General features: G+C 39.1%; 27 protein-coding genes. 2 read left to right on the top strand and 25 right to left on the bottom strand.

Annotation, left to right across the window (positions count from 1 at the left end):
- Positions 1 to 59: 59 nt before the first annotated feature.
- The 18 genes from radA to BQ5364_RS00655 form a co-directional block, all read right to left on the bottom strand.
- Positions 60 to 1415, bottom strand: coding sequence for a DNA repair protein RadA (gene radA / locus BQ5364_RS00725; protein WP_004613696.1), 1356 nt, complete (start codon positions 1413 to 1415; stop codon positions 60 to 62).
- 78 nt (positions 1416 to 1493) lie between these two features.
- Complete coding sequence (locus BQ5364_RS00720; RefSeq protein WP_004613695.1) at positions 1494 to 1907, bottom strand: hypothetical protein; 414 nt, start codon at positions 1905 to 1907, stop codon at positions 1494 to 1496.
- 65 nt (positions 1908 to 1972) lie between these two features.
- Positions 1973 to 4417: an ATP-dependent Clp protease ATP-binding subunit gene (locus BQ5364_RS00715; RefSeq protein WP_071143444.1), complete on the bottom strand. Its 2445-nt coding sequence runs from the start codon at positions 4415 to 4417 to the stop codon at positions 1973 to 1975.
- Positions 4418 to 4434: 17 nt separating this feature from the next.
- A complete protein-coding gene (locus tag BQ5364_RS00710) occupies positions 4435 to 4803 on the bottom strand; it encodes a GntR family transcriptional regulator (protein ID WP_004613693.1) in 369 nt (122 codons plus the stop codon).
- Positions 4804 to 4954: 151 nt separating this feature from the next.
- Positions 4955 to 6226, bottom strand: coding sequence for a phosphoribosylamine--glycine ligase (gene purD, locus BQ5364_RS00705; RefSeq protein ID WP_004613692.1), 1272 nt, complete (start codon positions 6224 to 6226; stop codon positions 4955 to 4957).
- A 9-nt stretch (positions 6227 to 6235) separates the two neighbouring features.
- The gene (gene purN / locus BQ5364_RS00700; protein WP_004613691.1) at positions 6236 to 6868 is read right to left on the bottom strand and encodes a phosphoribosylglycinamide formyltransferase; all 633 of its coding nucleotides are present in this window, start codon (positions 6866 to 6868) and stop codon (positions 6236 to 6238) included.
- Complete coding sequence (gene purM, locus BQ5364_RS00695) at positions 6862 to 7887, bottom strand: phosphoribosylformylglycinamidine cyclo-ligase (RefSeq protein ID WP_022249973.1); 1026 nt, start codon at positions 7885 to 7887, stop codon at positions 6862 to 6864. The genes purN and purM overlap by 7 nt, the downstream gene beginning before the upstream one ends.
- Before the next feature lie 22 nt (positions 7888 to 7909).
- Complete coding sequence (gene purE / locus BQ5364_RS00690; protein WP_004613689.1) at positions 7910 to 8422, bottom strand: 5-(carboxyamino)imidazole ribonucleotide mutase; 513 nt, start codon at positions 8420 to 8422, stop codon at positions 7910 to 7912.
- 155 nt (positions 8423 to 8577) lie between these two features.
- Positions 8578 to 10644: an aminopeptidase gene (locus tag BQ5364_RS00685; protein WP_004613688.1), complete on the bottom strand. Its 2067-nt coding sequence runs from the start codon at positions 10642 to 10644 to the stop codon at positions 8578 to 8580.
- Positions 10645 to 11004, bottom strand: a complete 360-nt coding sequence (locus BQ5364_RS00680; RefSeq protein WP_004613687.1) for a DUF6142 family protein — start codon at positions 11002 to 11004, stop codon at positions 10645 to 10647.
- A complete protein-coding gene (locus tag BQ5364_RS00675; protein ID WP_022249972.1) occupies positions 10979 to 11455 on the bottom strand; it encodes a VanZ family protein in 477 nt (158 codons plus the stop codon). Before BQ5364_RS00675 ends, BQ5364_RS00680 begins: the two co-directional genes overlap by 26 nt.
- A 17-nt stretch (positions 11456 to 11472) precedes the next feature.
- A complete protein-coding gene (locus tag BQ5364_RS18045; protein WP_004613685.1) occupies positions 11473 to 11625 on the bottom strand; it encodes a hypothetical protein in 153 nt (50 codons plus the stop codon).
- A gap of 14 nt (positions 11626 to 11639) precedes the next feature.
- Entirely contained in the window at positions 11640 to 12320 is a 681-nt protein-coding gene (pyrE, locus tag BQ5364_RS00670) for an orotate phosphoribosyltransferase (protein ID WP_004613684.1), read from the bottom strand.
- A gap of 88 nt (positions 12321 to 12408) precedes the next feature.
- Positions 12409 to 13077 (bottom strand): tyrosine-type recombinase/integrase, encoded by a 669-nt coding sequence (locus tag BQ5364_RS18965; protein WP_235837105.1) that lies wholly within the window; start codon positions 13075 to 13077, stop codon positions 12409 to 12411.
- Positions 13074 to 13550, bottom strand: a complete 477-nt coding sequence (locus BQ5364_RS18960; RefSeq protein WP_235837104.1) for an integrase DNA-binding domain-containing protein — start codon at positions 13548 to 13550, stop codon at positions 13074 to 13076. The genes BQ5364_RS18965 and BQ5364_RS18960 overlap by 4 nt, the downstream gene beginning before the upstream one ends.
- A gap of 130 nt (positions 13551 to 13680) precedes the next feature.
- Positions 13681 to 13857, bottom strand: coding sequence for a helix-turn-helix domain-containing protein (locus BQ5364_RS18780; protein ID WP_083382600.1), 177 nt, complete (start codon positions 13855 to 13857; stop codon positions 13681 to 13683).
- A 4-nt stretch (positions 13858 to 13861) separates the two neighbouring features.
- Entirely contained in the window at positions 13862 to 14971 is a 1110-nt protein-coding gene (locus tag BQ5364_RS00660) for a replication initiation factor domain-containing protein (RefSeq protein WP_207646101.1), read from the bottom strand.
- Between the two features lie 58 nt (positions 14972 to 15029).
- The gene (locus BQ5364_RS00655) at positions 15030 to 15359 is read right to left on the bottom strand and encodes a hypothetical protein (protein ID WP_005335695.1); all 330 of its coding nucleotides are present in this window, start codon (positions 15357 to 15359) and stop codon (positions 15030 to 15032) included.
- Positions 15360 to 15608: 249 nt separating this feature from the next.
- Between BQ5364_RS00655 and BQ5364_RS00650 the strand changes: the two genes are divergently transcribed.
- Both BQ5364_RS00650 and BQ5364_RS00645 read left to right on the top strand, forming a co-directional pair.
- Positions 15609 to 16292, top strand: a complete 684-nt coding sequence (locus BQ5364_RS00650; RefSeq protein WP_044987674.1) for a helix-turn-helix domain-containing protein — start codon at positions 15609 to 15611, stop codon at positions 16290 to 16292.
- A gap of 322 nt (positions 16293 to 16614) precedes the next feature.
- The gene (locus BQ5364_RS00645; RefSeq protein WP_071143443.1) at positions 16615 to 17268 is read left to right on the top strand and encodes a hypothetical protein; all 654 of its coding nucleotides are present in this window, start codon (positions 16615 to 16617) and stop codon (positions 17266 to 17268) included.
- A 40-nt stretch (positions 17269 to 17308) separates the two neighbouring features.
- Here the strand turns inward: BQ5364_RS00645 and BQ5364_RS00640 are convergent, their stop codons facing one another.
- The 7 genes from BQ5364_RS00640 to BQ5364_RS00610 form a co-directional block, all read right to left on the bottom strand.
- Positions 17309 to 17530, bottom strand: a complete 222-nt coding sequence (locus BQ5364_RS00640) for a hypothetical protein (protein ID WP_004613677.1) — start codon at positions 17528 to 17530, stop codon at positions 17309 to 17311.
- Positions 17531 to 17910: 380 nt separating this feature from the next.
- The gene (locus BQ5364_RS00635) at positions 17911 to 18597 is read right to left on the bottom strand and encodes an HAD family hydrolase (protein ID WP_004613676.1); all 687 of its coding nucleotides are present in this window, start codon (positions 18595 to 18597) and stop codon (positions 17911 to 17913) included.
- Complete coding sequence (locus BQ5364_RS00630) at positions 18597 to 19190, bottom strand: sugar O-acetyltransferase (RefSeq protein ID WP_117787815.1); 594 nt, start codon at positions 19188 to 19190, stop codon at positions 18597 to 18599. Before BQ5364_RS00630 ends, BQ5364_RS00635 begins: the two co-directional genes overlap by 1 nt.
- A gap of 64 nt (positions 19191 to 19254) precedes the next feature.
- Entirely contained in the window at positions 19255 to 19968 is a 714-nt protein-coding gene (locus tag BQ5364_RS00625) for a MurR/RpiR family transcriptional regulator (RefSeq protein WP_004613674.1), read from the bottom strand.
- Positions 19969 to 20057: 89 nt separating this feature from the next.
- Positions 20058 to 20420 (bottom strand): VOC family protein, encoded by a 363-nt coding sequence (locus BQ5364_RS00620; RefSeq protein WP_071143442.1) that lies wholly within the window; start codon positions 20418 to 20420, stop codon positions 20058 to 20060.
- 93 nt (positions 20421 to 20513) lie between these two features.
- Positions 20514 to 20891 (bottom strand): hypothetical protein, encoded by a 378-nt coding sequence (locus BQ5364_RS00615; protein WP_331462994.1) that lies wholly within the window; start codon positions 20889 to 20891, stop codon positions 20514 to 20516.
- Positions 20892 to 20949: 58 nt separating this feature from the next.
- Entirely contained in the window at positions 20950 to 22563 is a 1614-nt protein-coding gene (locus tag BQ5364_RS00610) for a recombinase family protein (RefSeq protein ID WP_071143441.1), read from the bottom strand.
- Positions 22564 to 22602 lie beyond the last annotated feature (39 nt).

The following is a 22602-nucleotide window of genomic DNA, read 5'->3' as shown; positions in this document are numbered from 1 at the left end:
CATTACCAAAAAGGTGTGATTATTGAAAGCCAGCGCTTCAACAATCACACCTTTTTAGTTCATAATACTTGCAGTGCCTCATTGATCGTCTTGACACCGATAATCTTAATCCCTTTAATATTCTTTACAACCTCTCTTGACACTTCAGGCATAATACAGGTTGTAAATCCAAGTTTTTTTGCTTCGGCGACTCTTTGCTCCGGCATGTTGACTGCACGCACCTCACCGCTTAGACCAACCTCCCCAAACACAATCGTCTTCTCATCAATCGGCTGATTTTTATAACTTGATACAATCGCCATCACAATCCCAAGATCCACCGCCGGCTCATTCATCTTAATTCCCCCTGCGATATTGACATATGCGTCGTAATTAGACAGATGTATTCCTACTCGTTTTTCCAAAACTGCCATCAGCAAATTCACTCGATTATAATCCGTACCTGCCGCAGTGCGCCTTGGCATCCCAAAATTACTGCTGCATACAAGCGCCTGAATCTCAATTAAAATCGGTCTTGTCCCCTCCATGGAACACGCCACAACAGACCCGGATGCATTCTCCGGTTTTCCGTTCAGCATAAATTCTGATGGATTTTCCACTTCCACAAGTCCATTCTGTCTCATCTCAAACACACCGATTTCATTGGTGGATCCAAAACGATTCTTCACACCTCGCAAAATTCGGTAGGATGCATGCCTGTCTCCCTCAAAATAGAGAACGGTATCCACCATATGTTCCAACACTCTAGGTCCTGCAACCGTTCCCTCTTTTGTCACATGTCCTACAATAAAAATGGATATTCCAAGCCCCTTTGCCAACTGCATAAATACATTGGTCGATTCCCGAACCTGTGACACACTGCCCGGTGCAGATGCCACCTCCTCACTGTACATCGTCTGGATCGAGTCAATGATGACAACTTCCGGCTTTCTTTTTTGGATCACATTTTTCACAATCTCTAAATTTGTCTCACATAGGAGCAGTAAATCTTCCGTGAATTCTCCCATCCGGTTTGCCCTGAGTTTGATCTGTTTGAGCGACTCCTCCCCGGATATATAAAGCACTTGGTGCTTATCTTCACACAGTCTCTGACACACCTGCAAAAGAAGGGTAGATTTCCCAATCCCAGGATCTCCTCCCACCAGCAAAAGAGACCCTGGAACAATTCCTCCGCCAAGTACTCTATCGAGTTCCTCTATCTTTGTTTTAATTCGTTCCTCCTGATCAGTCTCCACATGTTTTAGAGCCACCACTTCCGCATCTTTTATCAGCTTCGCAGAAGCAGACTTTGAAAAAGAAACCGGCTCTTCCACAAACGTATTCCATTCTTTGCACATTGGGCACTGCCCAAGCCATTTGTTCTCTTCATGTCCGCAGTTTTGACAGAAAAAAACACTCTTCTTTCCTTTTGCCATATGACTTCCTTTCTTAATAACAAAATTTATATATTATAAAATAGGCTGCGCCTCGGCGCAACCTATTTCACCCAACTATTATCTTCTTACAATTTTTACTTCCACACTGCTGTTCTCATTCAGCTCAGCACTGATACTTAGTTTTCCGCTTAAATTTGTAGTCATCTTATCAACACTCACATCATCCATGTAGACTTCGTATTTACTGTCCGCCTCCAGTTCAACTGTAAACTGTGCATCCTCTGCTCCGGATACCTCAAATGAAAGCACATCTTCTGTCATCTTAAAATGTTCTACAGCAGTTCCTGGTACTGATTCATATACAAACATTCCATTTTTTTCTAATTTTGTAATCTCTTTGAACGTCTTTACTTTATATAAATCTCCCTGGAATTCAAATCCGTCTAATTTTGTCTTTGAAGCAAGTGTGTAATCCCCAAAACTGAGTGTCCCATCTGCCTCTGCTCTCAATAAGTCCTTTACTGCTGCCATCTTATTTTTCCTCCTAAATGGTATAAAATTTCTACTTCTATTATATAATAAATCAGACTATTTTGCTAGTTTTTTGTGTCTTTTGTGAAAAATTTTAGTTCTTTTTTAGATACTCCCACTTCCACATCCATTCCTTCGCAAATCTCTCCGTCTAATATTGCCTCGGCAAGCTTATCTTCCAGTTCCGTCTGCATTGCACGCCGCAACGGTCTTGCACCATATTTCTGGTCATTGCCCTTTTCCACAATATATTTTTTTGCAGAATCTCGAATCGTCAATGTGATATTCATCTGGTTCTTCACACGTCTGATCAATTCTTTGCACATCAACCCAACAATCTTTTTCATGTGATCGATTGTCAATGAATGGAATACAATAATCTCATCAATTCGGTTCAAAAATTCCGGACGGAACAGTAATTTCACCTCGTCCATCACATTCGCCTTCATCTTTTTATAATCGCCGGCGGCATCTTCTTTTGTTACAAATCCCAATTTCTTCGGATCGACAATTGCTTTTGCCCCTGCATTGGAAGTCATAATAATGACTGTATTTCTAAAATCTACTTTTCTTCCCTGCGAATCTGTGATATGCCCGTCATCCAACACCTGCAATAAAATGTTAAATACATCCGGATGTGCCTTTTCAATCTCATCAAACAGTACCACTGAGTACGGGTTTCGGCGAACTTTCTCACTCAATTGTCCGCCATCGTCGTGACCTACATACCCCGGTGGTGAGCCAATCATCTTCGATACACTGTGTTTTTCCATATATTCTGACATATCTACGCGAATCATCGCATTTTCATCGCCGAACAAAGCTTCTGCCAGTGCCTTGGAAAGTTCTGTCTTTCCGACTCCTGTCGGACCTAAAAACAAGAACGAACCTATCGGGCGCCTTGGATCTTTTAGTCCGACACGCCCACGTTTCACCGCTCTTGCAACCGCACTCACCGCTTCCTCCTGCCCGATTACTCTTTTATGCAGCGTCTGCTCCAGCTTTTTCAATCTTGCGCTTTCTGTCTCCGCCAGCTTCTGCACTGGAATTTTCGTCCAGGAGGATACAACAGATTCGATATCCGCCTCAGTGACAACCAGGTTCCGCTTTGCATTGTTCGAATGAAAACGTCTTTTCACACTCTCTAATTTTTTTCCCACACTCTCCTGCTCTTTGTGCAGCAATGATGCTTCTGCAAAATCTCCATTTTTAATCTTTTCTTCTTTTTCCAGTGAGATTTCCTGCAATGTCTGTTCCAGTCTTGTCAGGCTGTCCGGTACTTTAAATCCTGCAAGACTTACCTTCGAACACGCCTCGTCAAGCACATCAATCGCCTTATCCGGAAGATGACGGTCATTGATATAACGGCTTGACAAAGTCACCGCCGCTTTTAACGCGCCTTCCTCAATTGTCACATGATGATGACTCTCGTATTTTCCCTTGATTCCCTCTAAAATACGTTCACACTGCTCATTCGTCGGTTCTTCCACTGTGATCGGCTGAAAGCGTCTCTCCAAAGCAGCATCTTTCTCAATGTATTTCCGATATTCCACAATTGTCGTCGCCCCGATCAGCTGCAGTTCTCCTCTTGCAAGAGATGGCTTCAGAATATTTGATGCATCAATCGCACCTTCGGCGCCTCCTGCGCCAATCATCGTGTGCACCTCATCTAAAAATAAAATAATATTTCCGGCAGATCTCACTTCCCGGATCAATCGTTTCATCCGTTCCTCAAACTCTCCACGGTATTTGGATCCCGCTATCATTCCTGATAAATCCAGCGTCACAATCCGTTTATCTTTCATGCCATCCGGCACAATCCCCGTTGCAATCTGGTTCGCCAGCCCTTCGATAATTGCTGTCTTTCCAACACCAGGTTCTCCCACTAGACACGGATTATTTTTTGTCCGTCTGCTTAAAATCTGCATCAGTCTTTCTATCTCAGACTCTCTTCCAATTACCGGATCTAATTTTCCTTCTTCTGCCTGCGCCGTCAAATCTGTACTGTACTGTGCAAGTACACTGTTACGACCATTTTTGTCCTCTCTGGTGTCCTCCATATATTCTCTCGGATTCACTCCGATGACTTCCAATATTCCCTCCTGCACTTTGCCAAGATTCACATTCAATGTCACCAATGTTCTTGTTGCCACGCAGTCTACATCTTTTAACATGGCAAGCAGCATATGTTCTGTTCCTATCTTCTCAGAAGATAATCGCACTGCTTCCAAAAGCGCATTATCCAAAAGATATACCAGTCTCGGGCTGAACTCCAATGTTCTCTTCGTCTGCATCTCAGTTCCCGGAGAAATCAGTTCCTCGATCACTTTTGTAATCTTTTCTTCTTCCACTTTGTTAGCCGCAAGAATCTGGCCTGCAACACCTGTAAATTCTCTTCTCAAAGCAAGCAGCAGATGCTCTGTCCCCACATATGGATGGTTCCATTTTTTTGCAAGCGCCCTTGCTGTCTCTAATACTTTCGCAGCCTGTTTTGTAAAATCTTTCTGCATCTATCTCCTCCTGCTACCTATTTATAATCTTCATAAATCTCATCTACCAGCTCGTAGATGTCTTCCTTTGTAATATTATGACAATGCGCCTTGGCAAGTGCCACGCGCAGATATCTTCTCATATCTTCCATCGCCCGTATCTTATCAATGTCAAGCGCAATTACGGCTCCTCTTCTTCGGTCAAGCTGCAGGAAACCTTCCTCTCGCAGCACACTGTACGCCTTATTCACTGTATGCATATTAATCCCGATATTTTCCGCCAATTGTCTCACGGAAGGAAGTGTATCTCCTTCCTGTATCTGAGACGTAGCAATCCCCATAATAATCTGATTGCGCAATTGAATATAAATTGCCTCATCACTGTTAAAATCAATTTCTATAAGCATCTTTTTCACCTTTTTTCTTCTGATTGTTATATAGATATTATAGCATTCGCCTACTTCTGTCAACTTTCTATTTTATTTTGACTCTCAGACAATATCATCTCCGGAAAAAGCAAGGACGAAGTTTTATAAAAACTTCGTCCCCATCAAAGAGTTACGCTTCATCTATCGCTTTTCCGATATCATTTCTCTTATATTTGTTTGCAAACTGCACCCACTCTGTCGCTTTGTAAGCGTTTTCGCGTGCTTCTTTCAAATCTTTTCCTTTTGCAGTCACCCCGAGAACACGTCCGCCGTTTGTCACGATCTTATCGCCTTCAAACTTTGTTCCCGCATGGAAGCAATAATATCCGTCGTGTTTTTCAAATTCTTCCAGTCCACTGATTGGAAGTCCTTTGTCATACTTCACCGGATATCCTTCTGATGCAAGCACAACACACACAGCCGCATTGTCTTCAAACTGAAGATCAATCTGATCTAATGTTCCGTCAATACATGCCTCCACAACTTCGATGATATCATTTTTCATACGAGGAAGTACAACCTGTGCCTCCGGATCTCCGAATCTTGCATTGTATTCCAATACTTTCGGTCCATCCTCTGTCAGCATCAATCCAAAGAAAATAATTCCCTTAAATTCTCTTCCTTCTGCTTTCATAGCATCTACTGTTGCCTGATAAATATATTTATTACAGAACTCTTCTACTTCTTTTGTGTAGAACGGGCTTGGAGAAAATGTTCCCATTCCTCCTGTGTTCAAACCTTTGTCTCCATCCATTGCACGTTTGTGATCCTGCGCGGATGTCATCGTCTTGATTGTGTTTCCATCCACAAAAGAAAGTACCGACACTTCACGGCCAGTCATAAATTCTTCGATGACCATCGTGTTTCCTGCTGTTCCAAACTGCTTATCCAGCATAATGGATTGTACTCCATCTTTTGCTTCTTCCAATGTGTTGCAGATCAGTACACCTTTTCCAAGTGCAAGTCCGTCCGCCTTTAACACGATTGGGAACTTCGCTGTCTCAAGATACGCAAGCGCTTTCTTTGCGTCATCAAAGTTTTCATATCCCGCTGTGGGGATATTATATTTTTTCATCAAATCTTTTGAAAATGCTTTGGAGCCTTCCAAAATAGCCGCATTTTTACGAGGACCGAACACTCTTAATCCTTCGCTTTCAAACACATCTACAATTCCACCTACAAGCGGATCATCCATTCCGACAATTGTAAGGTCTACTTCATGTTCTTTTGCAAAAGCTGCCAGTTTTTCAAACTCCATCGCACCGATTGCAACACATTCTGCATACTGTGCAATCCCTGCATTCCCAGGTGCACAATAAATTTTCTCTACTTTATCACTTTTTGCCACACTCCATGCAATCGCATGTTCTCTTCCGCCGCTTCCAACAATTAATACTTTCATTGCGACCTCCTATGCTTCTTCCTCTATCATTACCTTGCCATCTACAACCTTCACTTTTCCATTTGCGATCAGGTCAATTGCCTGTGGGAGAATTTTCCACTCTGCCTGCTCCATCACTCTTCTTTGCAAAATTTCAGGAGTATCTCCCTGTTTTACTTCCACAGCCTTCTGAAGAATGATCGCACCGGTATCGGTTCCTTCATCCACAAAGTGCACAGTAGCTCCAACGACTTTTACGCCCTTTTCAAGTGCCGCCTCATGCACTTTCAAACCATAATACCCAGTTCCGCAAAATGCCGGAATCAGAGATGGATGGATATTGATAATACGGTTTCTGTAAGCTTCGATCATCATTTCCGGAATGACAACCAAAAATCCTGCAAGTACCAGTAAATCTGCCTGAAACTGATCCACGGTATCTAACAATGCCTGATTAAACTCTGCTCTCGACGCAAACGCTTTCGGAGAGACACAGACATTCGGAATTCCCTTTTCTTCTGCTCTCTGTAAAGCATATGCATTCTTATTGTTGCTGATCACGCCCACAATCTCTGTGTTCGTGATCGCACCGCTGTCTACCGCATCCAAAATCGCCTGCAGATTCGTTCCGCCTCCGGAAACCAGCACAACTACTTTTAGCATAAAGTAACTCCTTTATCTCCGGCTTCAATATGACCAACTACATATCCGTCCTCGCCGGCTGCTTTGATTGCCTCTAATGTCTTATCTACATTTTCTTTATCAACTGCAAGAATCATTCCAAGTCCCATGTTGAATGTGTTGTACATCATAGTCTCTTCAATATCGCCATCCACTGCTAACATTTTAAAGATTGGCGGAATCGGATAGCTGTCTTTTTTTACAACCGCGTGCATCCCATCACAGAGCATACGTGGAATGTTTTCATAGAAACCACCACCTGTGATATGACTGCAGGCTTTGATCTTCACACCAGATTCTTTGATTGTGCGAAGTGCTTTCACATAAATTTTTGTTGGAGCAAGCAATGCCTCGCCCAGCGAGCATCCAAGTGAATCATATTCTCTCTTCAATGCCTCTTCTTTCATGTCGAACACTTTTCTTACCAGAGAAAATCCATTGCTGTGAACACCTGAAGATGCCATACCGATCAGCACATCTCCGTCTTTTAATTCTTTTCCTGTGATCAGATCTTTTTCATCTACCACACCAACTGCAAATCCTGCAAGATCGTATTCATCTACTGGATAGAAACCTGGCATTTCTGCAGTCTCTCCACCGATCAACGCTGCGCCTGACTGTTTACATCCTTCTGCGACACCGCTTACGATTGTAGCGATTTTCTCCGGTTCATTTTTTCCGCAGGCAATATAGTCTAAGAAAAATAATGGTTCTCCTCCTGCACAGGCAATATCATTCACACACATTGCCACACAGTCGATACCAATTGTATCATGTTTATCTAAAATAAAAGCAAGTTTTAACTTTGTTCCGACACCATCAGTTCCGGATACAAGAGTTGGTTTTTCCATATCTTTGAATTTCTCCATAGAAAAAGCTCCTGAAAATCCTCCGATATTTGTCAGCACTTCCGGTCTCATTGTCTGCTGAATATGTTTTTTCATCAATTCTACTGATTTGTAACCAGCTTCAATATCTACGCCTGCGTTCTTATAATCCATCTTACTTCCTCCAATATGTGTTCTACATTTGTTTCAAATATTCTTTGTGTCCAAGCTCGTCTAATTTTGCTGCTTTTGCCTGTACCGTTTCTTTCATTTCTTTTGTGTAGGCTTTCAATCTCTCCAACAGCTCAGGATCAGATGTTGCAAGAATCTTTGCTGCTAAAATCGCTGCGTTGGCACCTCCATCGATTGCCACAGTTGCTACCGGAATTCCAGGCGGCATCTGAACAATTGAATACAGTGCATCTACCCCTTCCAAATTCTTGCCTGACATTGGGATTCCAATTACCGGCATCGGGAAAATCGCCGCACACATTCCCGGAAGATGCGCCGCCATCCCTGCTCCCGCAATGATGACTTTAAAATCTTTCTCTTCTGCTGATTTCGCATAGTCATAAAAAACATCCGGCTCACGGTGTGCTGAGATAATTGTCATCTCATATTCCACTCCAAATTTTTCTAACATGTCAGCTGCTTTGCTCATTACTTTCATGTCAGAATCGCTACCCATTACAATTCCTACCTTTGGCATAATTGTTCTCCTTCCTTCGTCTCATTTATAAGTAATCAAAATAAATATTCCACTATTTATAAGTTATTTTACTAATACATTTCAAGGATGTCAACATCTCCACTTGTTAAGAATAATTATAAATGCTTATCACAAATATGGTTCTATCATCTTTTCTACACGCCAGCTTCCTTCAGTGGCTCGTTCAGAATCTCTGTTCCAGACAGCACAAAATGGCCGTCTTTCAGTAACATAATGCGCTCTCCTTTTTCGGTCACAACCGCAATCTCTTCTAACTCTTCATACGGAATTGTGATATCAGTATGACATTGGAAATACGCTTTTGACACATCTTCTTTCCGAAGTATTGAAACCGAATTATCTTTCGCAACAATTTCCTTTCCATCCGGATTATACAATTTATTCTCCTCGCTCCAGCTATAGCATGTATCTCCCACAGCAAAATGCGGTCCCATCTTTTCTGCGATCAGAATCGGCATCTTGTCCTCAATCTGATATTTCTTTGCCACAACATACGCAGTTGTATTCGTTCCGATGGCAAATTCTCCAAGAGGCAGCGTATCATGGTTATGAAGAATATTGCTTTTGATATACTTTTTCGATTGCTCCTCGTCCTCGAAATTGCTGCATGTATACTCTGTAATCTTTCCATTTTCAAATGTAATCTTCAGATCACGGTACTGCAATTCATTGAGATATACTTTACTTACATTCAGCACTCCGTTTGTCCCCTCCAGTACCGGCGAAGTAAATACTTCTCCGACCGGAATATTGACATCCGCCACGCAGTTTTCGAAAATAGTCTCTTTCGCCGGGTCTGACAAACGATAAAGCTGTACTTTTAAGTCAGTCTCATTTTTATCTTTCCCAAGAATATGCACATACTCACCTTTATCCAGCGCATCAATCAAAGCCTGTTGTACGTTTTTATAGACGTTCGCATCTAACGTGTTGATGCGAATGACTTCATCAAAAATCTCTTTATACTGTGCTCCAATCTCCGGTACCGGATAAGCGACAATCGTAAAACTGCGCTCATCCCCTTTGATATACTGATTCGTAAGCTGTCCGGATTTGCTGTCAAACAGCACCGATAATTTTTCCTGCTTTTCTGTGAGCACAACTGACTCCGGCTTTTGCACCGGCGCAAACGGTTCTTCACCGAATATCTCCATAACAGCCGGTCCCGCATGTTCTCCTGCAAGCTCTCTGTACTTCTCGTAGGCATTTTTCATGACATCGAGCTTTCTCTCCATGAACTTCTTATCCAAAAACAGCCCCTGATCCTGTCTGTGATCATACTCATACTGCTTATTTGCAATTGCTCCGTAATATCCTACTTTATAGTGCTGTCGCTTTGTCAATACACTGACTGCTGCCCGATAGATTGTCGGTCTTAGTCCCATCTTTTCAAAATTTTCAATTGCTTTTTTGATTACCCGCTCAAATCCAAGTGTATAACGAATATTTACAACCGATTTTTTCGACAGATCAATCCCCGCATTAACGAATCCAATTCGATATCCTTCCGTGTATACATCCGCCATCTGATCAATTGTCTTCTGTGGAAGTGTATTCAAATGTTCCGCTGTCTTCCACTCATTCTCAGACACATATTCGCCATACTGATACAGATAACGCAAATCGTTTAAATTACTTTTTGTCACGATATCTGCGGCAAACGAACATTCCGGATTCAACTGTTCTTCGATTCTGTCAGCGACAAATACATCACAGTAATCACTCGCATACCAGTAAACAATCTCTTTGAGTTCCTTGTAATCCGGTGTCAATGTCCCCTCAAAACAATTATATATCTCTATAAATAATTCGTTGCAGATTGCAAGATATTCCACCTGCTGCTCATACACATAAGCGATCTCCCCGCGAAGCTCTGTGTATAAAAAACTCAAAAGCTGTCCGATTTCTTCTCCAAACAAAGAAACCGCATATGCCGGATTCGCATAACTTGTATCGTACTGGTCTCCCACAACATCTGCATAGATACTTTCATTCTCTCTTTTTAATTCGTCGAGCGTACACTGTTCAAATGGCTTGTCCTGCATACGTTCCCGAATCTCATTGATCTTCAAAATAAATTCGGATACTTTCCGAAAATAGTCTCTATATAAAACTTCTGTCGTCTCTTCTTCTGTGATTCTGCGGATTCTTTCTATTGAAAGCATATACCGCTCTATAATCTGTTCATTGATTTCTTTCATTTAAAATAGCCCCCTGCAAAAAATAGCAATAAATGCAATGATAAAGAATATGTTGCAACCAATTCCTATCTTACATGTAAGATAGTTTTTCTCTCGTTCTTTCAGCCCTCTCACTGCAAGCACGCACCCAGTCACTGTAAGAATAAGAGTGACAAGTGCCAGTCCTCCGATGTAAGGCGCCGCAGTCCCTGCACTAATGTATGCAATCACAATCATTGCAGCCAATGCCACCAATACAATTCCCGCGATCACACAGGACTGTATCCCTTTTTTAGAGTGTTTCAGCTTTGCCTGTCCATATTTGCGATTGGCTCTTTTTTTTCTTTCTTTTGCCTTATTTTTTCCCTTTTCTTTTCGCATTGTATCTTCTCCTTATCGTATTGCATATCATGAATGTGATATAGCCTAATATTCCCCCCAACGTGTTTAACACCAGATCATCCACATCGAAACATCCCACTTTCGTAAGCAGTTGAAATGTCTCGACCAGAAGACTCAAAGCCAGACTGTTCACTGCAGTTGCCCAAAAACTTCTGTATTTGCTCGCCATCGGCATAAAAAATCCAAATGGCAGGAAAATGACAATATTTCCAAATAAATTTGTAAATGTTGCAAACGCTCCAAGCTGTCCTCTGTAATTCCAAAACCGCTTGATCTCCTTGAACAAAACCAAATTATAATGGTACTCCTGCATTTCACCAGTGCGTCCATACCAGTCAGAAAAGATCAAAAAATAGAACACAAATAAAATGTATAATACAAATAAAATTTTCCCTAATATACGTAATCGTCTTTTCTTTCTTGCGTCCAAAACAATTCCCTTTCCGGTTAAAATGTCAATTCCTGCTTATTCCGCAGTAGACGGGCGCCTCCGATAATCGTTAAAATTCCTGCTGTCACACCTACAACAGCCATGATAATCCCTAGTGCGATATTTCCGGCACCTACTGTTTTCATTGATCGATATGCTTTTTCTACCATGCAATCTCGCCTCCTTATTTCGCTCCGTACTGTTCATAATATGCGTCAATTGCCGCTTTTAATGTATCGTCAATAATAACTTCTCCATTGATTTCTTTGTTATACAGATATTTAACTACTTCTGCCATTGTCACAATCGCATTTGTCTCAAATCCATACAGATCTTTTACTTCCTCCAATGCACATTTTACGCCGCCTTTTCCTACTTCCATGCGGTCTAAAGACACCATCAATCCAACAATTTTCACATCAGCGGCACCTTTTACTTTCGGCACAGTCTCTTCCATAGATTTTCCAGATGTTGTCACATCCTCGATCATCACAACTCTGTCACCGTCTTTTAAACTGCTGCCAAGAAAACTTCCTTTATCAGCGCCGTGATCTTTCTCTTCTTTTCTGTCTGAGCAATAGCGAATTTCTTTTCCGTATAACTCACTGTATGCAATTGCAGTCACAACACTAAGCGGAATTCCTTTGTAAGCAGGTCCGAACAGCACGTCAAAATCATCTCCATATTTATCATGGATTGCTTTTGCATAGTACTCTCCGAGTCTTTTCAGCTGAGAACCTGTTACATATCCACCCGCATTCATAAAAAACGGAGACTTTCTTCCACTCTTTAAAGTAAACTCTCCGAACTTCAACACTTTGCTCTCTACCATAAAATCTATAAATTCTTTCTTATAACTTTCCATATCTCTTAAACCTCCGTATTTATGGGCTTTTTACGCCCTCATTTTCTATTTTTATCCCCTACTACACCATTTTTACACCATTTCACACTCAACTACACCTTTTCTCGAACTTTTCCATTTCCAAGAATAGCGTATCTTCTGTTACATGACAGTACAAGTCCATTGTCATTTGTAATGTGCCATGCCCCAAAAGTTTCTGCAATGTTTTTGGGTTCATTCCACATTCGATTGCTCTTGTAGCAAAAGTATGCCGAAGTGTGTGCAATGTAAAGGGGGAAAAATCTATACCTGCTTTGTTCATGTTCTGAATAACCAACTGCATACATTGATTGATTAAAAACTGTTGTGTCGGCTGATTATTCTTTGTAACAAAAACAAGATTTTGAAATTCTTCCTTTGCAGTTTTGCCTTTTAGAATGATTTCCTGTTTTTGCAGTTTTTGACATTTTAGACTATTGATTGCTTTTGCAGTCAATGGAATGGTTCTTTTTCCGTTATTTGTTTTGGTGTCGTGCATTTCAAATACATATTTTCCATTTTTACTGAAATAACACAATGTATGCTTTACATGGATAACTTTTTTCTTAAAATCTATATCTTCCCATTGTAAAGCTGATAACTCTCCCACTCGCAATCCTGTTTCTAATGCTAAAATAAACAAATTTTCATAAAATGTTCCTTTTGCCTGTTCCAAGAAAAGCTCTGTTTCCCTTATTGTCAGAACACGCCTTTCTTTTTTCTCTTCTTTGGCAATCACAGTATTATCTGTTTTGCGACATTCTTTACAAGCAAATCTGTATCAACTGCCCTATTCAGCATATCTACCAGTATCTTTTTAGAATTTTTCCTTGCATTATCTGTTTTCAATTTATTAAACGCTTCTTGCATAACAATTAGGTTCAACGACGTTAATTTTCGCCACCCTAATTCTTCTTGAATACGCTTATAGTGGGTAATATAAGAACCCTTTGTAGAACTTCTGCAATTTTTCTTGCAAGTGCTTAGCCATATATCGAACCATTCATCTAATGTCATATTCTTATCAACAACATTGATTGCTTTTTCATCATTATACTGTTCGGTTCGCAACTTATGTCTTACCTCATTTAAAGTTTTTGCATAAATTGTCTGTCTTTTACCGAAACGATTGATAAATCGGGCTTGATATAATCCGTCTTTTCTTTGAGATATACCATTCCCTAATTCTTTCCCGTTAAGTGATTTACCCATCACTGCCTCCTTTCCTAGCAAAATCGGGAAAAGAACTATTAAATCTTCTCAATTTTATCATATATTTCCTGTTATTTCAATCGAGGAACTTCCTTAAAAATGTACGAAAAACTGTCAAATAGTCCTTTTCTTACTCTACAACTTGATTATTCAGCCATTTATCTAATCTTGCTTTGTGAGCATACAGACGATTTCCAATCCTAACCGTAAAATTATTATATGGATTATGTAAAAGCTCCCTTGCTTTCGTATCACCAATCCCTAGATATTCTGAAAGTTCCTTTACGTTTAATAATGCTTTCTCGATACGATTACCCCCTTTCCTCTAATCTTCTTGCTTTTATGTAATCATCATACAACTGTTTCTGTGTGATATTCATTTCTCCATTTTTTACAAGATTACCGATATAATCTCTTTTCTCTATCTTCCCAACCTCTGCAAACAGTTTCAAAGACGGGGCAACATACTTTTCCAACCACTCCCATACCTTTTGCAGACTTTTCTTCTGTGGTTGCATGGTAAGTTTTACCTTGCCTATATCTTTCATCAGTTCCGCCCACGCTTGATAGGTTGGATAAAGTCTTTTTCGTGTTGTCATGCTATCTGTCGGCTTTTCTAAAAATCGTATTTTGCTGTTCAATACTTCCATTGCCAGTCCTGCCACATCTCTATATCTCAATAATTCCTGTACTACGCTAACTGCCATTTCCTGCCGAAATCTCAACTCATATCTATTCCAATTTTCGTCTAATTCTGTTCCATATTTTTTATTCTGTTCATATCCTTTTTCATAAAATACCAATCTCAAATTGCTGGCTGAACTGCCGAGATAAAGACTACCACCTTTACTCTGAAACACTTCTTCTTTCAGTTCTCCCGAGTCGTGAAAATCTATCTCCCTTAGTTTTGTGGAAAGCAATCCCTCTTTTGTCCGTACAATCAAATCGGGAATACTCAAATACGGTTTTCTATCATCTATCGCCAAATCAATCCGAGGAACATTGATATGATACTGACAAACTCTGTTTAAGAAATCAAACCATGTTTCCTCATTGAGTTGTAAAAAATTCTCATAGTTGCGACAGCCTTTCCCACTCATCAAAATCTGAAAGCCTTGATACTGTGCATTTCCTGTCGGCTTTAGCACCTTGATATTATCGAAGATTGCCACAACCTCATGCCCTGCAATCCCTTTTTCATAGCCTGTTACCGTCATAAGTTCCAAAGGTATTCTCAGCACATCTTCTATAACTGCTTCTAACGGAACTTCCTTAATGGTTATCTGACACCAGTCTATCAAAGCACTTAATTCTTCTTTCTGTCGTATTACTCCCCTGTTAGTGTAGGGGAGTTCTGGAAGAAAACTTCCGCTTCTTTCTTCCAAATTTACCATACCTCCTATCTGCAATGGCGTTGCCATTGCCCTGCCCTCAACCTGCCGTTTGGTACGTCAGAACGAGGACAGGAACTTTGACCGCCTACATATTTTTGTTTGCAACAGGGCGGATACCCTTACAGGTAATCTTCTCCACTAATACAGGAAAGTTTCCTCTCTGCACATAAGGGGCATATACTGGTTCTTCCAGTTCCACCACCGCATAAGGCTCAATCTTCGGAAGTTCCGTTGCTTCCAAGCGAATATCCACGCTGTTCCCAAGCTTCATGCTTCCAAGATGAAGTTTTAAGGCTTCCACTTCCTCTGTTTTCTTCTTACTGTCTTTATCATAGCGGTAACAGTTATCCGCACCCATGAAACGAAGTTCTCCAAATGCTTCTTTTACCTGTTCTTTTGTCAATGTAATCTGCATACACGTTCCTTTCTCCCCGTTGAACCGATAGGTCAGTTTCTCATATTTTCAATTTCTTATTACGACGTCGTTTGTGGTTCAGTTATTTCTGAACTTAATTGTATATTAGCACAGACATATTTGTTTTGCAATAGGAAGTTTAGTTTTTTATAAACTTTTTATTTTCTTTTTTCTGAACTTGTGGTATAGTGTCCTTAGACGATAAGATATGAAAAGTTATAACAGGATATGGAAAGAGAGGGTTTTCAGATGAATACAATCGCAGAACGGATTAAATTTGCCATGAAAGCAAAAAATAAAAAACAAGTAGATATAGTCAAAGATACTGGTATCAGCAAAGGAGCGTTCAGTTCCTATCTTTCGGGACAGTACAATCCGAAAGCCGATAAACTAGAACTGATTGCCGACTCTTTAGATGTAGATTTGCGTTGGCTTTACGGGGAAAATGTACCTATGGAAAATGCTCAAAAAGATGATACTGCTCTGCAATATGTCTTTTACAACAACTCCTGCTCCGAGTATCTTCTTGATGATTTAGATGATATGTATATCGCAATGAAAACACAGTATTCCGCCCTCATTCCACGCTTTTATGTCCTTGTCAACCGAAGCGGAAATGAAGTACACATACTGCCATTATTTTTAAGAGAAGATAGTTCCGAGTTCTACGAATGTCCGTCTGATTTTTTCCATGCAGACAAGCACAGCGTTTTCACAAGAGATTTTGACAGTATCAGCGTGGAACTTTCAACTGCCACCGTCTATTATTATGGAATTGATACAAAGACTTATGAACCGAAAGTTTCCACGCTGTCCTACTCACAAGCTGACGATTGCTTTTATATCGACAATGGAATACAGAGCGGTCACATAAAGGCATTTGAAAAAGAACTGGTAAAAGAAGCACTTTACTTAAAGCATAACCCCCAGTAACAGACAAGAGGACTTGCAAGGTTTCTGACCTTTCAAGTCCTCTGCTGTATCATGGTGCTGTTGGCTGTGTCCGTTCCGTCAAGGACTGCCCTACGGCGTATCGGCTTCGCCTTGATCCTTGACCTCACTATAATTGTACAACTAACTTCATCATATAATAATATTCTTATCAAAATCGCCCAAATATAATTGATTATTGGTAAAAAACACGATATAACAACCAAAAATCTAAAAGCAAGGAGGATTGATTCCCATGGTATATGTGTAAAATATTAAGAATTCTTTGTTAAAATTTGTATTACATTCAGAAAGGAGCGTTTCTATGAAGATTAAGAAAAAATTAATGGGTATGTTATCTTGTTTATTAGTAGCAACAATTCTTCCAGTACAAGTATATGCTTCTGAATCAGCACAACCTTATGAACGAACATACTATTCTAAGGAAAACAATACAGAAGTTATTATTGAGTCTAATGCATATAATATGCCAGAAGAAGATATTTCCGAAATTGTACGTGAAAATCCTAATACAAGAATTATAATTTCAAATTATGTTGAAGCAGAACCAACGATTCAACCTCGATTAGTTATGGGCGTTGAAATCACACAAAAAAATACAACTCAATCGAATTATGTGGATAAAGATAGTTTTGTTATATCTGTTGCCAAAGGTTCTAAAGTCACATTAAGCGAAACTTGGACTCAATCACTTGCGGCATCTGTAACACATAAAGAAGCAAAAAACGCTTTAAAATTGAATGGTACTATTACCAAAACATATACTAAAACTAAATCTTTCTCAGGACCACCAGAAAATAGTGCATATAATAGTCGAGAGTATAGAGTAAAGTTCTATGCTGACAAAGGTACATATAAAGGCTACTATATCACAGATATGGGAAGAGGTCCTTCAATCAGCGGTTCATTTAAAAATCCTTTACGTTATGCAGAATATAGCATTGACAAAAAAATTTAATAATATATAAATAAAGGTTGGGAAAAGCAGTCCCAACCTTTTATTTTTTCCTATATGCTTCATATCCACAAATCAATACTCCTATAATAAGGATAAGTATAGAAATTAAAAAGGGAAGTAGTACATCATTTTCCCTAAAAGATACGATTAAACCACTTTGACCATTTACAATACATGGATTTAAAATAGTATATACAAAGCAGGCAAATGAATATATAAATCCAATAGTAGATAAAATTATCCCTAAAGCAAATTTTTTCATTTCAATATCCTCCTATCTTTAAAATTTCAAACATTGAATTTATGAATTAAGTATATCACTTTTCAGTAATCGCAGCAATAAAAATTAACATATTTACCCAAATACATACTTTTGCATTTCTACAAACAATAGTCTCACATTTTTTTATCATTCAATTTAATAATTCTTTCCGATTTACTACACCATTTAGTACACCATTTTTGTATCAAACTACACCATTTTATGATATATTACATCACTTTACTATTTTCAAAATCTTGCAAAACATCAGTAAATACAAGGGTTTAAGAAGTTACATCAACTTATGGAAAAGCATTGTCAGAAAATCTATAAATTCTTTCTTATAACTTTCCATCTTTTCAACCTCCAAAAAATACCTTTTAAATCCTCTCAATCTTACCACAAATTGGGGGCGATTTCAATTGAGGAACTTTTTCTAATTGAAAATACTCATATAACTCCTGAACATAACGAAAAACGTAATCAGGATTCTCTTTTTCTAAGCTAATTGTACTTGCATGTCTCTTCCATGCCGCAGAAATACACATCACTCCTAGTTCTCTGCAAACCTTTATATCTTCAACAGTGTCACCTATGTAACAAAATTCATCTTTAGATATAGAATATTTGCACAGAAGATATTCCATATTTTCCTTTTTATTCGCAGCTCTTTCTGAACCGCATAGTATTTCATCAAATATGTTTGATATTCCTAATTTTCTCAACGTAATTGCACAACATTTTTCACCCTTCCCTGTAATCAACGCTACTACAATTTTTTGCTTTTTCAAAAACATTAATAGTCTTAACATATCCGGAAACATTTCTGTAACTTTATCATGCAGCTGCTCGTATTGGTCGTAAAAGTCCTTTATTGCAGATTCCCAATCTTGGGTAACAACAGATTTGACCATACCTATTTCATTAAGACCGAATGTTTTCATAATTTCCTTTTCGCCAAGTTCATGGTCTACATACGGCGATATACTGTTTTGAAACGCTTGTATACACATTGGAATTGTGTCTGCTATTGTTCCATCCATATCAAAAGCAACGATCTTAAACATTATATACTTTCTCCGTTAATCTTACGAATTACCCTGCACGGATTACCTACTGCCAGCGAATTTTCCGGTATATCCTTTGTAACAACACTTCCAGCACCTATAACAGAGCCATCGCCTATCGTTACCCCCGGAAGAACAATAACGCCACCACCTAGCCAGCAACCATTCCCAATTTTTATAGGTAATGCATAGGTACACCGGATTAATTGTTCTGTTTCTAAGTTTGCAACATATCTTTCTGCCAACTCGACAGGATGTGTTGCTGTATAAAGCTGCACATTTGATGCAATCAGCACATTATCACCAATGGTAATTTTATTGCAGTCTACAAAAGTACAGTTCATATTGACAGATACATTATTTCCCACATGAATATTCCGCCCATAATCGCAGAGAAACGGTAATGCAACTGATACCTTTGTACCGATTTCTCCAAATAGCTCCTTTAAAATATTTTCTTTTTCTTCTTTCTGTTCATATTCAAGTGCATTATATTTTTTCAATAATTTTGTTGCACGACTTTTAAAATCCAGAAAAATTTTGTCATGACAATTATAGCACTCCCCTGCCATACATTTTTCTAATTCAGTCAATCGTATCACCTCCTGACTTCAGAATAGAAAAAAAGCTGTTACAAAGCAAGTAACAGCCTGTTTCTTATATTCTCTTTGCCAAAGCTTCAACGATGAAAATAACCGGAATCTGTGTAGTTCCGTTATATCCCCCATTGATACGTTTGGTGCTCAAATGATACGAAAAATTCCAATCAGACATTTTTGCCAACGTTGATGCAGACGAATTCGTAATACTTAATATCGTGCATTGCTTTTGCTTGAACTGGTGAATAGCTTCAATCAACCGATCTGTTTCGCCACTTTCAGAAAGAGCAATTACAACTGTATTTTTCCATTGAAATGTTGTAATCGGATAAAGCGTATCTTCTAATCCTACTGCAAAATGTCCCATATTTGCAAAATATCTTGCTCCATATTTTGCGAGTGTGCCGGATGATCCCATACCCACAAAAATTGTCAAATCTGCATTTCGAATAGCATCGACTGCAAACAACAATTTCTTTTCAAACGCACTCGAATTTGCTCTGGCAAAAAAATCAGAAAGTTCCTGCAATTCTTCCATTGGAGGATATGTATTTTGTAAGACAATTTCCTTTTTCAAGGCTTCTTTAAAATCAGAGTATCCCTCAAAATTATTTTTATTACAAAAACGTAATATCGTTGAAGTAGAGATATGTATTGCTTTTGCCAGTTCCCGAATAGTCATATATTGAACCTTATCAATATTGGAAACAATATACTTATAAATACAAATATCTGTTTCGTTGTATTTTTGTATCTCCTCATATGAAAACATAATACGATTCCCTCTCTTCCTTTATATATTTAAGCCTTCTGTGTGAGTCTAATTGTAGCATATTCCCCAGACTGACGGTACAGAACGCGCTACATCGGCGTTCCAACCTCAATCAAATTGCCATCCAAATCATAAAAACGAATTACTTTCTGTCCCCAGCTGTGCACCATGAGATGATTAACATATTGAATCGAAGGATATAATGTTTCCAGTTTTTCAATAAACGCTTCCATATTTTGTTCCTCAAAATATAACTCACAAGAATTGTTTTTCGGGATAATATCTTTTCCAAGAAATTTTTTCCATATTTTTTCATCCTGTAACACAAGACCTTCCGTCAGAATCATGTTACCGTCATTGTCAAGTACCATATCAAGCCCAAACAAATCATGATAAAAGCGTTTTGACTTTTCAATATCTTTTACAACAATCAAAATATTCTTTAATTTCATTCCCTGTTCTCCTTTATCTCCATATTTTTATAAAAAGTATGTCTTAATACATGCGTTTTGTTATACTTCTTGACTTCTCCTTTAAACGGAGTTTTACGCCTTCTTCCGTGTCAGGAAAATTCCAGCAACTGCTCCACCAAAGACTATCGGCGCTAACCTGAAAAACAACCATTCAAATGTATGAAAACCAACTCCCAAAACAGCTGTTTCCGGGTCATTATAATTCCAATTTAGATAGGGGCTGTTTAATTCAATTAAGACCGCTGAAATTATTACGATAACTGCACACAATATAATAAGTAATCCTTGAATAATTTTTCGTCTTGCAATCTTCTTTTGTGCGAGTTGTAAATTTATAATCTCCAATTTTTCTGAAATTACTTCTAAATCACTGATCTTAGTTTCAACAACAGTTTCTCCAAGTAAAATACTAACAGGGGTTTCTAGAACCTCTGATATGGAAATCAGCATATCAGAGTCAGGAACCGACATTCCAGTTTCCCTTAGTTAAAGATATGAACCCTCTTTATCAGTCTACTTTTCCAATAAATCGGTAATATATCTCTATTTCCTGTATTCTTTCGTTCTCCTCATTCGTTGTTGCTTCGTGAATAAGGATTTTTTCTATCATTGCATTTAATAACGGTGCTGTCAGTTCCTTTGGTACGGAATACTCCTTGATTAACTCAATCCACCTTTCAGCACCTATCATATCCTGTTCCATTTTACTTAATTCTTCTCTTAGGTTGGTTATCTGCTGTTCCAGTTCTATCTGTTCTTTCTGATATTTCCCCGACAGCATGATGAAGTTTCGTTCCGTTATCTTCTCACAGGCTCTATCTTCGTACATTTTCGCAAACAAGCGGTCAATCTCATTTTGTCGGTTCTCGGCTTTCTTCAAGGCACTTGCCTTTTTCTTCTTTTCCCGTATTCGCTCTGCATTGCCAGCCTTTTGTATCTTATTCAACACCTTTTCTTCGTCCTGCTGTACTGCCTTAGCCCAATACTGCAATCGTTCCAATACGGCTTGATACAACACATCATAACGGATATAGTGCATAGAACAAGTACCTTTGCCAAACTGCCCGTAGTAACTGCAAGCATAATAACTGTATGGCGTTTTATTTGCCCTATTTGTCGCAAACCGCATAGACCAGCCACAATCCGCACACTTGACAAGCCCTGCAAATATCGGCGTTGCTTTTTCCTTTGTCTGTCTACGCCTTGATTTTATCTGTTCCTGCACACGATAGAACACTTCCTTGTCAATAATCGGTTCATGGGTATTTTCTACTCGAAACCATTCACTTTCGGGCTTACGCACTTTTTTCTTGCTCTTGAATGAAACTGTTGATTGTCGATTATGAACGCTGTTTCCGATATAGACTTCACTTTTTAAGATTGCCTTGACATGAGCAATCGTCCACTCATAACGCTTGCTTTCGGGCTTTCCCTCAAAGATGTGTGCAAAAGTACCGTACCTTGTGAAATTCAGCCAAGACGCTGTCGGAACTTTTTCTTCTCGCAGTACCTTTGTGATTTTGGCACTACCGTAACCTTGATAGGCTAGGGAGAAGATTTTTTCAACAATCCATTTTGTTTCCTCATCAACCAGCAGTTTTCCTTTGATGTCGGGGTGTTTCTTATATCCTAACGGAGCATAAGCCCCATAATACGCACCCTCTGCAAATTTTGTCTTAAATGCAGATTTCACTTTACGGCTTGTATCTCTTGCCACCCATTCATTGATGATATTCTTAAATGGTGCAATCTCACTTTCGCCTTTTTCGCTGTCTACACCGTCGTCAATCGCTATGTAACGGACATTATGGCTGGGAAAATACAATTCTGTATATTGTCCTGTCATAATATAATTTCTGCCAAGTCGGGAAAGGTCTTTCGTTACAACACAGTTGATTTTTCCTGCCTCTATATCTTCAATCATTCTCTGGAAACTCGGTCTTTCAAAATTTGTTCCCGACCAGCCGTCATCAATATATTCATCAATCACATTCAAATGATGTTCTTTTGCATATAGACGCAACATACTTCTTTGTGTGGTAATGCTGGAACTTTCGCCCTGTAATTCATCATCTCGGCTTAACCTAAGATAAAGTGCAGTATTGTAAATCTGTTGTTTCATTGTCAGTTATCCTCCTTTATAACTAACCCGTGTTTACAA

The organism is Coprococcus phoceensis (assembly GCF_900104635.1).
Lineage (GTDB): Bacteria > Bacillota > Clostridia > Lachnospirales > Lachnospiraceae > Faecalimonas > Faecalimonas phoceensis.
This window is presented reverse-complemented; position numbering and strand designations above follow the sequence as displayed.

Bases quoted from the DNA above. Each gene is read 5' to 3' on its own strand.
- radA (WP_004613696.1), bottom strand. From the start codon at position 1,415: ATGGCAAAAGGAAAGAAGAGTGTTTTTTTCTGTCAAAACTGCGGACAT.
- BQ5364_RS00720 (WP_004613695.1), bottom strand. From the start codon at position 1,907: ATGGCAGCAGTAAAGGACTTATTGAGAGCAGAGGCAGATGGGACACTC.
- BQ5364_RS00715 (WP_071143444.1), bottom strand. From the start codon at position 4,417: ATGCAGAAAGATTTTACAAAACAGGCTGCGAAAGTATTAGAGACAGCA.
- BQ5364_RS00710 (WP_004613693.1), bottom strand. From the start codon at position 4,803: ATGCTTATAGAAATTGATTTTAACAGTGATGAGGCAATTTATATTCAA.
- purD (WP_004613692.1), bottom strand. From the start codon at position 6,226: ATGAAAGTATTAATTGTTGGAAGCGGCGGAAGAGAACATGCGATTGCA.
- purN (WP_004613691.1), bottom strand. From the start codon at position 6,868: ATGCTAAAAGTAGTTGTGCTGGTTTCCGGAGGCGGAACGAATCTGCAG.
- purM (WP_022249973.1), bottom strand. From the start codon at position 7,887: ATGGATTATAAGAACGCAGGCGTAGATATTGAAGCTGGTTACAAATCA.
- purE (WP_004613689.1), bottom strand. From the start codon at position 8,422: ATGCCAAAGGTAGGAATTGTAATGGGTAGCGATTCTGACATGAAAGTA.
- BQ5364_RS00685 (WP_004613688.1), bottom strand. From the start codon at position 10,644: ATGAAAGAAATCAATGAACAGATTATAGAGCGGTATATGCTTTCAATA.
- BQ5364_RS00680 (WP_004613687.1), bottom strand. From the start codon at position 11,004: ATGCGAAAAGAAAAGGGAAAAAATAAGGCAAAAGAAAGAAAAAAAAGA.
- BQ5364_RS18045 (WP_004613685.1), bottom strand. From the start codon at position 11,625: ATGGTAGAAAAAGCATATCGATCAATGAAAACAGTAGGTGCCGGAAAT.
- pyrE (WP_004613684.1), bottom strand. From the start codon at position 12,320: ATGGAAAGTTATAAGAAAGAATTTATAGATTTTATGGTAGAGAGCAAA.
- BQ5364_RS18960 (WP_235837104.1), bottom strand. From the start codon at position 13,550: ATGGGTAAATCACTTAACGGGAAAGAATTAGGGAATGGTATATCTCAA.
- BQ5364_RS00660 (WP_207646101.1), bottom strand. From the start codon at position 14,971: ATGGCAACGCCATTGCAGATAGGAGGTATGGTAAATTTGGAAGAAAGA.
- BQ5364_RS00655 (WP_005335695.1), bottom strand. From the start codon at position 15,359: ATGCAGATTACATTGACAAAAGAACAGGTAAAAGAAGCATTTGGAGAA.
- BQ5364_RS00650 (WP_044987674.1), top strand. From the start codon at position 15,609: ATGAATACAATCGCAGAACGGATTAAATTTGCCATGAAAGCAAAAAAT.
- BQ5364_RS00645 (WP_071143443.1), top strand. From the start codon at position 16,615: ATGAAGATTAAGAAAAAATTAATGGGTATGTTATCTTGTTTATTAGTA.
- BQ5364_RS00640 (WP_004613677.1), bottom strand. From the start codon at position 17,530: ATGAAAAAATTTGCTTTAGGGATAATTTTATCTACTATTGGATTTATA.
- BQ5364_RS00635 (WP_004613676.1), bottom strand. From the start codon at position 18,597: ATGTTTAAGATCGTTGCTTTTGATATGGATGGAACAATAGCAGACACA.
- BQ5364_RS00625 (WP_004613674.1), bottom strand. From the start codon at position 19,968: ATGTTTTCATATGAGGAGATACAAAAATACAACGAAACAGATATTTGT.
- BQ5364_RS00620 (WP_071143442.1), bottom strand. From the start codon at position 20,420: ATGAAATTAAAGAATATTTTGATTGTTGTAAAAGATATTGAAAAGTCA.
- BQ5364_RS00615 (WP_331462994.1), bottom strand. From the start codon at position 20,891: ATGCTGATTTCCATATCAGAGGTTCTAGAAACCCCTGTTAGTATTTTA.
- BQ5364_RS00610 (WP_071143441.1), bottom strand. From the start codon at position 22,563: ATGAAACAACAGATTTACAATACTGCACTTTATCTTAGGTTAAGCCGA.